The following is a 12,398-nucleotide window of genomic DNA, read 5'->3' on the forward strand; positions in this document are numbered from 1 at the left end:
TACTAAACATATTCTTATTATGAAAAAAATTATTTTAGCTGCGGCTATTGCTATGGGATTTACTAAAGGTGTTTCTGCACAATCTTATCCAGAATTAGTTCATGGAGATTTAACTTTTTATTATGATAATGACCAACTTCATAGATATGGGTACGGTTTTTATAATGAAGGGACTTCTTCAAGTTTAAACGCTTATATGTCTAGTTATTATGGACTTAGTTTTTTTACTGAAAATAAGTTAAGATTAAAAGTTTTACAGAATGGAAATGTAGGAATTGGAACAAGTAATCCAAAATCAAAATTGTCTATTGTAAAAGGAAATTTAGGGACTTATACTGATGGTTTACAAAACTCATTACTATACTTAAATAATGGAAGTGAGGAAGATGGAAGTATTGTAATTAAATCGCATAATGGGGCAAAAGATCGTGTAATTGGTGCGATGAAATTTCAATCATCACCTGATTATGGAAATTATAGTCAAGCTTCAATTAAAGCAATTTCAGGTATATACGGTCAAGCAAATACTTTAGCATTTTTTACTGCAAAAAATAATATAGATAAAAATGGTGAGGAAGCGATGAGAATTGAAGGTAAAATAGTAAAAATTGGTAATAAAAAAACAACATCTACGAATTATAGGTTATCAGTAGAAGGTACAATCATTTCTAAAGAAGTAATTGTAGATATTGATGAATTTCCAGATTATGTTTTTGAAAAAAATTATGATTTGCCAACTTTAATGGAAGTAAAAAAATACATTAAACAAAATGGACATTTAAGAAATATACCTTCAGCAAAAGAAGTTAAATTAAATGGCGTTAAAATTGCTGAATTAAATAAGGCGTTGGTAGAGAAAGTAGAAGAATTGACTTTATATACAATACAGCAAGAAGAAAAAATTTCTGAACAAAAAGAGTTGAATAAACAACTTCAATTAAAAGTTGAAGAATTAGAAAAAGATAAAAAAAGGCTAGAAGATTTAGAGAAAAGATTGACAATATTAGAGAATAAAAACAAATAATTATGAAAAAAATACTTATATTAATTTTATTTGTATTTGTTAATTCTTTTGGTCAAGAAATATCAACAGATCCTACAAATCCAATAAATGAAGAACGTCCTGATATGTTAAATCATTTTAATTGGATGTCTGAAGAATATAATGTTTATCATCCAATTGGAGGATATACAAATGGAAGTAATAATTTTACAAAACTTCCAAACCCATATTTTGGTTCTGAAGAATATCAAAAACATTTCAATTTACATAATATACCTGTTTTAACTTCATTTGAAGATAAACTAGATAGTTTAGATTTTCACCCAAAAAATGGATGGGAGTTAATTCATAAACATAATGGTTTTATGAATGATGAAACTACTTTAATAACTAATGCTTTAGATAATAGAAATGGACCTTATGTTATTTTATATAATAAATATACAGGTAAATTAAGAGTGCTAGCTTCTTTTGATAATATTGGTAATCCTGAAAAAATAACTACTGATTTATACTTTAAAGAAGCTAATTCTTTAAAGAGTACAGCATTATTTAATCATTATGGTCGAGTTTCTCAACCATTAGATCAGGAAACTAAAATTACAAGAATTTCTCAATCTTCTAAAGGAGCAATTAATAAAGGATTTATTGATTCTGATTTTCAAATGGGATATGATCCATGTTCTTGTGAAAATAAGTCAGAATTATTTGTGTCATTTGAAGAATTGACAGAAGAAGATGTTTTATTAGAAGGTAGATTGATTGGGACAAGTGTTCCTTTAGATGGATCAGGAGAATCTCCTTTACTTAATAGAAAAAATTTTTTAACAGCTGTTTATGGTGATGATTTTTCAGTAAATGGAGGAATGTTAACTTATTCTAATATTGATTCATTAGTTCAACACTATAAAGCTCCTGAAAGAGGCCCTATAGATGAATTAATAGAAGATGGTTTTAAAGCAGCTTTAAAAGGAGGAGGTAAAGCTCTTGATAAAAATGTAATTAATAAAGGAGCAGTTATTGTCTTTGATTCATTATTTTCTGATGTTCCATTTTATAAAAAAGGTAGTAAAGCATCATTAGGTGTTGGAGCAGCAGTTACTAATTTTTTAAGTTCTGCACTTTTTCCTAATCATAGTGTACCAAATATAAGTTTTATTGAAGCAGAAATGGTGTTATCAGGAAGTGTTACTAATGAAAACCCATTTAATAATGGTTCTATAAATATTGTAACACCAGGAAGTAAAGATTCAAATTTAAGTCCATGGCAAAACTATCCTCTATATAATAAGACTCTTGGTTTGTTTACTTTACTTGAAACACCTAAAGTTAATTTTGCATATGAAACTGAAGAGGATAGAGTTAGTAGAGATGAAATTAAGATTACAAGTACAAGATATTATGGAATAGATTCTAATTCATTAAAATTTACCTTTAACCCTGATGCAAATGTCAATGTTGCTAAAACAAAGATTTATGGAGGATTAGTTCTTATTCATAAATATTCAGGTTATAACCATTCTCAATTTATAGATGATGTAGTTAAAAGAGACAGTAATTTACAAACAATTAATATAGAAAATTCAAAAGGAGAATACATAACACCTATTGTTCCACTTGATAAATTAGGATCTATTATCCCTAAATCTAGAGAATATTATAAAAGAATTTTTCTACCAACAGGAAATCTTTCACCTGAATTAAAAACAAATATTGAGGTTCAATTAAGAATAATTATTGAATATGAATTTAATGAAAATAATTATGGTGAAGTTAATAAATCAATGCAAATTTTAACTTATCCAGTTGAATTAATTAAAAAAGAATCAATAATAAATTCATATGAAAATCTTTTATCAATTCCAGAAAATCGTGTAATAAGCTCTCCTACAACAGATAATGGTCTGTTAATAAATGTTCCTAAGAGAGCTTGGAATCATATTCAAATAAACCCTGGGTATTTAAGTAATGGTTTTAATTACGCACACACTGTTAAGAGTAAAAGAATTACTATTAAATCTGGAGTTCGATTAAAACCAAAAAACTCGAGTACAGCAAGATTAACTTTTACTTCTGGTATACCATTAAATAGAACAAGTGTAATAAACCAAGTAGATCAGCAATATTTAGATTATTTTTGTGAAAATAAGTATAAAGGGAATGTTTCTAATTTAAATGCAAGAACAATTGGAAAATTAGATGAAATACAAAATGATTTATTATTAAATAATAGAGAAAATATAGTATCATTATTTCCTAATCCAACTAGAGATAATATAACTATAAGCTCTGAAGTTGAAATGAATCATATTACTATTTTAGATGTTTTTGGTAATGTTAAATATAAAAGAACTGTAAAAGGAAAATCTTTAAATATTAATGTTTCAACATATCAAACAGGATTATTTTATCTTAGTGTTATACTTTCAGATGGAACAACAAAACGAATACCTTTTCAAAAAAATTAAATATTAAAAGCTTTACCATATGGTAAAGCTTTTTTTCTCCCTTTTATTTTACAATAACTTCTTCTAAATCTTCAAATAAAAATTCGTGAACTTTATTTAAATCTCTTCCCCAAATAGTATCATATATTTCTTCTGCATCGTCTGGGCTTACAACTTTTGTTTGATTTTGAATTGTTGCTTTCAATTCTAATAATCCTCCTAAAGTCAATTTACTATTCAATTTATCCAATAAAGCATGAATCCCTTTATGATCTAATTGTTGTACAACTTGTCCTTGAAAAGGCATTTCCAACCAAATAATTTCCTTTTTTGCAACATCTAAAACTCCAAAAACTAATCCTTTTGTAATACTTTGAGAAATCGAAACTTGATGTTGAACTGTTGAAGGATCATAAGCAACTCCAGAATTTGAAACTTTCATTGGAGTAATACTATTCATCCAACCAACTTTTAAATTTGGACTTAATTCTCCATTTGTATAGGCATTACAAGTAAAAACCACATATTCTGCTTTTGCTTTTTGTAAGTCTAAAACATCAATATCAATATATTCTGCAGTCCCTGTTTTATGTGGAATTCGTTGAATATCTCCAGAATGTTGACAACCATGAATTGTTAAACTTGAATAAGAACATCTTTCAGTTTTATAAGAATAAATCACTCTACAACTTAAATCCATATCCAAATGTTGCGCAGGCAATCCTTCTCCCCATTGCATAAACAAACGAACAGTATTTCCATCAACAGGAAAACGAGTTCCCATTAAAACACTTGGTAATTCTTGAATTGTTTCAGAACGATCTCCAACAGGAATTGGAGCATGAAATAAACTTGGACTAATATAAATTGTTTCTCCTTTTTTAGACATTTTTGCAAAACGATTCGCCATAATTTCCAAACATAAATTCTTGATTGCATCTTGCATTCCTTTTAAAGTTTCATCTTCATATAAAGTCAAAAATTTATTTTTCATGATATTTTTGGAAACGCCACCTAAAGGTTTTACTTGTCTAAATCCATTAATATCAAAATAATATTCACTATACATACTTAAAGTGAAAATCAATCGAATTGGCAATAAATCAGTAATTTCTTTAAAATGTTTTAAAGTTTCATCAGCTCCAAACCAAAGCATATTCGAAAATAAAGAACGCGCAAATAATCCTGGTCTTTGCTTTAATAAACGAAATGTGTTTTTTGCATCCGATTTTAATTTAAAATGTTGAACATTTCCTTCAAAAACAACATATTCTCTTTTATAAAATGTATCTAAAACTTTTGCAAGCTTTTCGAAACCTTTTTGTTTTGCAAATTCTGTAAAACGTAAAGCTCTAATAAAACGAACCCACATTTCTCTTTTTGGATGCATATTTTCACAGATTTTTTGCACACTCAAATCAAATTCATTAAAAATAAAAGCGATTTTCCTTGCTTCTGTTCTGTTGTATCTTAATTTTAATTCTTCTTTATATTGTTTTAAAAGAACTTCTCTGTTGTAATTTGAAAAAGCTTGATTTAACATTTTTCTTTTTAAAATCACTTTTGGTTGAATGATTTGTAAAAATCCTGTATGCTGAAACCATAGATAACGTAATAAATCATTTGGCGATTTGATGAAAGTAATAATTCTTTCCAAATCGTTTTTTACAAATAATTTTTCAATCACTAATATCGATGTTTCTTTCATCGGAATTTCGATGTTTTTTGGTAAATCAAAATAATTTAAAAGTGTTTTTAATTGCCAAACTTGCGTAGCATCCAATGGAACTTTTGACTTTAATAATGTATGAAAATAATTTTCTACATCTTTATTTGTCCATAAAAGCAAATTTTTTAATTGACTTCCTTTTCCTTCTAATTTTAAAGAATCAAACTCAAATGAAGTTCCACAATAAGGACAACCATTATATTTTTCCAATTCAAAAGCATTTTCTGGAATTATATGTCCACACGGCATTTGAATTCCAGATTTATTTTTTGAAAATTGATGTAAAAATGTTTTTAAATAATCCGAAAAACTAACGCGAACTGAAAGTTTCCATTTATTTATTAAAGGTGTCCAATTCTTTTTTACACCTGTAATTTCTTGTAAAACTTCATAAATCTCTAACTTTTGTGTTGGATTTAAAGTTTGAATTGCGTGTAAAGTTTTCTCTTCAAGAATAAATCCAAGTTTTTTGATATTATGTAAAAAGTTCAAAGTAGATTCATTGATTTCAAAAGAATCTTGTTTTTCAAATGTAGGAACATATAAAGCTTCATTTTGAATAGCGATTTTTAAAATTTCTTTTTGCATTTTTTTCTTTTTTAAAATTAGTAATCCAGCAACTTGTTTTATTATCAGTAAAATGCCATTTGGCGAAGTAAGTTGTTGTTGACCAAAATTGCGGAGCAGGTAGGATTCGAACCCACGACCTCATGCTTAACAGGCAAGGAGTAAATTATAATTGTCCTAAAAGGAAATCTCAAAATTATAATGTGCTCTACCTCTGAGCTACTGCCCCAAAAAATAAAAAAGGAAATCTTTTATGTCATTTATCGGATGTTTAGAAGTAACATAAAATTGTCCTTTTTATAGAGAAACAGGTTGGATTCGAACCAACAACCTTGACAGCCGGTTTGAAGTAATTTGAATATGACCGAAAAAAGGTAATCATTTAAATTAATAAAATGTCATGCTCTATCCAGTTGAGCTACTGTTTCAATAGTTAGTAATCAAGAAACTCGAATCTTATAGTTCTGGCATAAAACGGAAGTAAGTTTCTTTTGACCAATATTTAAATAGATAATCTAGAAGCTACTGCTAAAGTGGAAATTTAGTGTCCAAAGAACGAAGTAAGCTTTTATTGATCTATTTATTTTTTTCAAAATTTGTAATCGAATAACTTTTTTTATCCCAAATAAAATGTAGAAGTAAGTTATTCTTGACAAATTGTTTTCTATATTTTTATGAATAATTCATCATTTATCTTATTTGATGAAACAAAGGTGAGAAGGAAGTGTGCAATCTTTTTGCGTAGTGAATTTTTTTTTAAAAAAGTTTGAAAAAAAAGGTTTTTAGAAAAAAAGAGTGTTTCTTTTTTATAGAATTTATTTATTAAAGTTTTGTTTTTTTTATAAAATTTAATATTAGATTAAATCAAAAAAAATGTGAGATGAATTTCTCACATTTATTACAAAAGACAACAATTTGAAGATTATTTTAATTCTTTTAAAGTTCCATTCATTGTGTAAATTTCTTTATCAACAACCATAAATGTATTAATATTTTTATTTTTTAAATTAACAACTTGGCTGACTGAAATTCCATCTTTTTCAACCCAAGAAACAAAAAACCTATGTTTACTTAATTTTTGAATTTTATAATTTTCAGTTGCTTCTTGACCTTTATATTCACCTTCTATACATTTCCAATGTAATTTGTTTTCTGAAATAAAAGTGATTTCAAATACATTTTGACCATAGTCGTATTGAAGCTTTTTACCTATTAAGTTTTTTTTATTTTCTAATAATTCCATTTCATTTGATTTTTGAAAATTACTTGCATTTATTTTTTGCGAAAATGATAGAGAAAGAATAACTACCATTAAAATCCCAATTGAAAACTTCTTTACAATCATTTTTTGTTTTTTAAAAATTACAATGCAAAAATCAACTGAAACCAGCTGCTTATCAAGGTTAATTTTGTTTTAAAAAGGTAAATCTTTGATTATTTTTTAGCAAAAATGGTATTTTGAAATTCTTTTGGAGTTTGTTGAGATTGTTTCTTAAAGAATTTTGTAAAATTTGTAGGCTCATTAAAACCTAATGAGTATGCAATTTCATTAATATTTTTTTCATTATTAATTAAATGTTGCTTTGCTTTAAGTAAAATGACTTGATTTAAAAATTTTTTTGAAGTTAAGTTTGTAAACAATTTACAAACTTCATTTAATTCTTTGAAAGAAACATTTAGCCATTTTGAATAATCATTTATATTTCTAGATTCGGCTAATTTTTGATCCATTAATTTTTGAAAACTTATAAATAATTTTTTTTGAGCTGAGTTTCCAATTGTTTTTTCTTGAATTTCATTATTTCTTATTTTCAAAAAAAAGACATATAATAAAGATTGAAGAATTTCCTTTTTTTGTTTGTTTTCATTTGATTGATACTCTTCATAAATAAATGAAAATAATTTTTGTAGAGATAAACTGAGAGATGTATTTAAACTAATTAAAGGTTCATACAAATAATTATTAAAAGGAAAAGAGTAAGATAAATCTTTAAAATTCGCTTGATTTTGTCTTAAAAAAGTTTCTGTAAATAGTAGAAAAAAACCTTTAGTGTTTTTATATTCTTTCCAACAATGAAGTTGTTCTTTATTGATGAATAAAACATCATTTTTTTGATAAGAATATGTTTTGAAATTAATTTCATGTTTTCCACTTCCTTCTGTAATAAAAAGAATGATGTAAAAGTTTACAATATGAGGAGTTTCTCTAAAAATATCTGGTTGATTATAGAAATCCTTAAAAGAAATTATTTCAAATTCCATTTTAGAATTAGAATCTCTAAAGTTTAAAGTAATTAAATCTTTTTTCATTTTATATTTAAATAGATTTCAAAATAATAAGAAAATAATATGAATTTAACTTGATTTTCTATATTCATTAGGTGTTTTTCCAATGTTTTTCTTGAAAAATCTACTAAAATACTGTGAGTAAGAAAAACCAAGTTCAAATGCAATTTCAGAAACAGTTTTAGAGGAGTTTAATAAACTACTTTTTGCTAATTCTAAAATTTTATAATTAATATGTTCTGAAATACTTTTTCCTGTTTGTTTTTTGATTAATTCATTTAAATAATTCGGGGAATAATTCAGTTTTTTAGCAAAATATTGTGTTGTTGGAATTCCAGATTCTTTCTGAATATTTTTCTCAAAATAAGAATCTAATTCGTCTGAGAATAACGTAATGATATCAGAATTGAACCTTTTTCTAGTGATAAATTGTCGATTGTAAAACCTTTTTGAATAATTAAATAAAAGTTCCAAATTAGAAACAATCACTTCTTCACTAAAATCATCTAAATTAGAATCTAATTCTATCTGAATTTTATAAATAATCGATTCAATAATTTCTTTCTCTTTTTCAGAAATATGTAAAGCTTCATTAGATTGATAATTAAAGAAATTATATTCTTTCATTTTTTTATCTAAAGAAAAAGAACGAATCAAATCTGCATGAAAAAATAAAGTCCAACCACTATTCAATTCAATTTTTTCCGAATTTCCATATTCCACAACTTGATTTGGCGCAACATAAATCAAAGTTCCTTCTTGATAATCATATGTTTCTCTTCCATATTTTACAAAACCATTTTGATCACTTTTAAAAGAAATCTGATAGAAATTACAAAGAAATTTATGTTTTGGTAACTTTAATTTTAAAGGAGTTTTGGAATAATCAATCAAAGTGATTAATGGATGTTTAAGGTTGGGAATATTTAAAAACTTAAACATTTCTGAAAGAGTCTCTATTTTATAAAAATCACTCGTCATCTGATAAAAATAAGATTTAATTTACAAACCAACTTGTTTTTTAGAAAGTTCCCAAACTTTGTTTACTAATTCTTCATCTAAAGCTTCTGGATTTGGTTCACGAATTTTTTCTTCATAAATATATTTTCCATTTTCATGATTAAATTCATCAGACAGTGCAAGATTTAAAATTCGATTTGCACCAACTTCCGTTTTAGAAGCAAAGAAAAACATATAAGGAATTCCAACTAAAGATTCCCAGCCTTTTAAATCTCGTAAAAGATTTGTTTTAATAAATCCAGGATTCAAAGCATTTACTGTTACTTCAGAGTTTTCCAATTCTTTTGCTAATTTTCTTGTACACATATTCATCGCTAATTTTGCTTGTGTATAAGATCTAAAAGTGCTCCATTTTTTTGTCAGTTGAATGTCGTTCAAATGAATATGACCACTTTTTTCTGTTGCAGAAGAAAGATTTATAATTTTTGAAGGCGCAGAAGAAATTAGTCGATCTAATAACAATTGATTTAATAAAAAAGGTGCTAAATGATTTACAGCCCAAGTCATTTCCAAACCATCTTCTGTTAATTTTCGTTCACCTGCATTCATTCCTGCACAATTAATTAAATAATCAATTTTTGGACAATTATCTAAAATCATTTTTGCTGCATTTCGAATACTTTTTTGAGAAGATAAATCACAAGGAACATAAAAACAGTTTTGCTTTTTTGTCGTTTGTATTAGTTCATTTAAGACTTCCATTGTCTTTTGTTTATTTCTTCCTAAAAGCAAAATTTTCGCTCCCATTTTTGCAAGTTTTGTAACTGCAATTTTTCCCATTCCATCTGTTCCTCCAGTAAAAACAATTGTTTTTCCCGTTAAATCTTTATTTAGAAAATTTAAATTCATTGTTTCTTTATTAAATTTTATGATGCAACAAAATTGAGAAGATTTTAAACCAAAAATTGTATACAATTCATCGCGATTTGTATACAATTTCTTCTTTATTAAAAAAATGCTTACTTAAAAGATACGTTTTTATTCTGAAAATTATTCTAAATTGCAGATTCAAAAAGAAAATGATATGAAAGATTACTTTGATGTTTATACAACATACAATGATATTGAAAGAGGTCCACTTTTTTATAAATTTTACGAATGCTTTCCTTCTGAAATTTCTCTTGATATTACTTTAAAAGCAAAAAAAGAGAATATGAAAAAGGCGTTAGATTTAATCGATTTAGAAATATTTGATTTTGAATTAATCAAAAAAACATGGAAAATTTCGGATAAACAAGATGCTAAATTTGAAGACGATTATGTCAACGAATACTTTTATAAAAGCAATAAGAAAAAAATCACTATTTGGATTTGTTTACGAAGTGAATCTTTGGATGTGGAATTTCAATATGATGGAAAAGATACAGAATTAGAAACATGGATTTTAAAAACGAATCACGATTTAAGAGAAAAACTTTGTGAAAAACCATCTCCATCATTTAAAGTTTTAACAAGTGGAAATGCAGGTTTTTCTACGCAAGAAGTGAAAACGGATTTTGTAAAATTAGATGTTGAGAAAAATTATAATGAAGATTTTCAAGAAGTCAATAAAACGATTTTAGATTGTTTTGAAGAAGACCAATCTGGTTTGATTCTTTTACATGGTTTACCAGGAACTGGAAAGACAACTTATATTAAAAATCTGATTACAAAATTTGATGAATTAAGTTTTATTTTTGTTCAAAATGATTTTGTAAGTGAGTTATTAAATCCTGGATTTATTTCTTTTTTAATCGAAAACAAAAATGCAGTTTTAATTATTGAAGACGCTGAAAAAGTGATTATGAAAAGGGAACATTCTGGACAAAATTCAGTGGTTTCTACAATTTTACAATTGACAGATGGATTGTTTAGTGATTATTTAAATATTCGAATTATTTGTACATTTAATTCTGAATTAGATAAAATCGATAAAGCGCTTTTACGAAAAGGAAGAATGATTGCTTATTATGATTTTAAGAAATTATCTGTGGAAAAATCAAATGTTCTTTTAGAAGAAATGGATTGTGAACAAACTTTTGAAGAATTGACATTAGCGGAAATATTTAATTATAAAAAGAAGAATTACCAACAAGAAGAAAAAATGAAAATAGGGTTTTAAAACCCTATTTTTTTATATAAATAATAATTAATTAAAACACAGATTTTCTTCGCTATATTTTAAAGAATAATTTTTGCTTTCTGATTGCCAGCTTGTTTTTCGATTCATAAATAAAATGCTTTCTGCAATGATGCTTGGAGTAATTTGAACATTTTCTGCCCAAAGACTAAAACGTCGATTAGGTTTTTCTTCTAAACCAATATTTGCTTTCACTTCTGAAGTTTCATTAACTAAATCAACTTTGAAATAATAAACCGTTGAATCAATAGTAATTTTTCGAATCCCTTTCTTTTTTGGTAGTGCCATTTTTTGAAGCTGATTTTAATTAGTGTACTATCATTCTCAGCCTTAACGATAGTACACATGACTTTTTCTTTTCGGGATTAGCAATTCTCCCACTTTAGCGTAAATAATTATGAATTGATGTGTATTTCATAATTACATTGCAAAGATGAAAAGTAAGTGCGCAGTCTTTTTGCGCAGTAGAATTTTTTTTCAAAAAAATAGGAATTTTATGCACTTTTATGATATTTATATTTTGTTTTTAAAATTAAATTGAGCAGAATTTGCTGTTTGAAGCCTTAATTTGGTTGTTTAAAGGATTTTTTTTTACATAAAATAGAATAGTTTATTCTTTGTAATAAATTTAAAATATCCAGTATAGATTATAGTTCTATATGATAATGAAATAATACAAAATGAGTAAGAATAAAAAAGTTCCGTATTATGTACGATTAATACATAGATATCTTGGTTTTTTTCTAGCAGGGATTATGTCTGTTTATGCAATAAGTGGAGTTGTGCTTATTTTTAGAAATACAGATTTTTTAAAATATGAACAATCTGTTGAACGAAAAATTAAAACAGATTTGAAAAAAGAAAAACTCGGTAAGGCCTTGCGTATAAGAAATCTTGAAATTACGAAAATTGAAGGAAATCTTATCTATTTTAAACAAGGAGTTTATAATAAGCAAACAGGAGTTGCAAACTATACAAAAAAAGATTTAGCTCCCGCATTAAAAAAGTTGAATCAATTACATAAGTCAACTACGAATACACCTTTGTATTGGTTGAACATATTTTTTGGATTTTCACTTTTATTCTTTTCTCTTTCTGCTTTTTGGATGTATTTACCTAAAGCTAAAATTTTTCGAAAAGGATTATATTTTGCTTTTGGAGGAATTGTTTTAACATTGCTACTTCTTTTTATGTAGTAATTCTGAAAAGAGAATTTTTTTTCAAAAA

The 12,398-nt window shown here is 26.1% G+C and carries 10 protein-coding genes and 2 tRNA genes; 4 read left to right on the top strand and 8 right to left on the bottom strand.

What is annotated here, in order from left to right; genetic code table 11:
- Positions 1–19: 19 nt before the first annotated feature.
- Both I1A51_RS09520 and I1A51_RS09525 read left to right on the top strand, forming a co-directional pair.
- Entirely contained in the window at positions 20–1,024 is a 1,005-nt protein-coding gene (locus tag I1A51_RS09520; protein WP_196893326.1) for a hypothetical protein, read from the top strand.
- 2 nt (positions 1,025–1,026) lie between these two features.
- On the top strand, positions 1,027–3,471 hold the full coding sequence (locus I1A51_RS09525; protein ID WP_196893328.1) for a T9SS type A sorting domain-containing protein: 2,445 nt from the start codon (positions 1,027–1,029) through the stop codon (positions 3,469–3,471).
- Between the two features lie 43 nt (positions 3,472–3,514).
- On the opposite strand, the gene I1A51_RS09530 is transcribed toward I1A51_RS09525, so the two are convergent.
- The 7 genes from I1A51_RS09530 to I1A51_RS09560 form a co-directional block, all read right to left on the bottom strand.
- Positions 3,515–5,767 carry a hypothetical protein gene (locus I1A51_RS09530; protein ID WP_196893330.1) on the bottom strand — a complete coding sequence of 751 codons (2,253 nt, stop codon included), beginning with the start codon at positions 5,765–5,767 and terminating at the stop codon, positions 3,515–3,517.
- Positions 5,768–5,858: 91 nt separating this feature from the next.
- Positions 5,859–5,975: transfer RNA gene (locus I1A51_RS09535), tRNA-Asn, on the bottom strand.
- A gap of 74 nt (positions 5,976–6,049) precedes the next feature.
- Positions 6,050–6,174, bottom strand: a tRNA-OTHER gene (locus I1A51_RS09540).
- Positions 6,175–6,668: 494 nt separating this feature from the next.
- Positions 6,669–7,091 carry a MoaF-related domain-containing protein gene (locus tag I1A51_RS09545; RefSeq protein WP_196893331.1) on the bottom strand — a complete coding sequence of 141 codons (423 nt, stop codon included), beginning with the start codon at positions 7,089–7,091 and terminating at the stop codon, positions 6,669–6,671.
- A gap of 89 nt (positions 7,092–7,180) precedes the next feature.
- Positions 7,181–8,056: an AraC family transcriptional regulator gene (locus I1A51_RS09550; RefSeq protein ID WP_196893333.1), complete on the bottom strand. Its 876-nt coding sequence runs from the start codon at positions 8,054–8,056 to the stop codon at positions 7,181–7,183.
- A gap of 45 nt (positions 8,057–8,101) precedes the next feature.
- Complete coding sequence (locus I1A51_RS09555) at positions 8,102–9,013, bottom strand: helix-turn-helix domain-containing protein (protein WP_196893335.1); 912 nt, start codon at positions 9,011–9,013, stop codon at positions 8,102–8,104.
- A 21-nt stretch (positions 9,014–9,034) separates the two neighbouring features.
- Entirely contained in the window at positions 9,035–9,901 is an 867-nt protein-coding gene (locus I1A51_RS09560; protein ID WP_196893336.1) for an SDR family NAD(P)-dependent oxidoreductase, read from the bottom strand.
- Positions 9,902–10,076: 175 nt separating this feature from the next.
- Here I1A51_RS09560 and I1A51_RS09565 point away from each other — a divergent pair, with 175 nt between their 5' ends.
- Complete coding sequence (locus I1A51_RS09565) at positions 10,077–11,153, top strand: AAA family ATPase (RefSeq protein WP_196893338.1); 1,077 nt, start codon at positions 10,077–10,079, stop codon at positions 11,151–11,153.
- Positions 11,154–11,180: 27 nt separating this feature from the next.
- Here I1A51_RS09565 and I1A51_RS09570 read toward each other — a convergent pair whose 3' ends face one another.
- Positions 11,181–11,459, bottom strand: coding sequence for a hypothetical protein (locus I1A51_RS09570; protein ID WP_196893340.1), 279 nt, complete (start codon positions 11,457–11,459; stop codon positions 11,181–11,183).
- A gap of 392 nt (positions 11,460–11,851) precedes the next feature.
- Between I1A51_RS09570 and I1A51_RS09575 the strand changes: the two genes are divergently transcribed.
- Positions 11,852–12,367: a hypothetical protein gene (locus tag I1A51_RS09575; protein WP_196893342.1), complete on the top strand. Its 516-nt coding sequence runs from the start codon at positions 11,852–11,854 to the stop codon at positions 12,365–12,367.
- Positions 12,368–12,398 lie beyond the last annotated feature (31 nt).

Source organism: Aureivirga marina (assembly GCF_015767265.1).
Classification (GTDB): domain Bacteria; phylum Bacteroidota; class Bacteroidia; order Flavobacteriales; family Flavobacteriaceae; genus Aureivirga; species Aureivirga marina.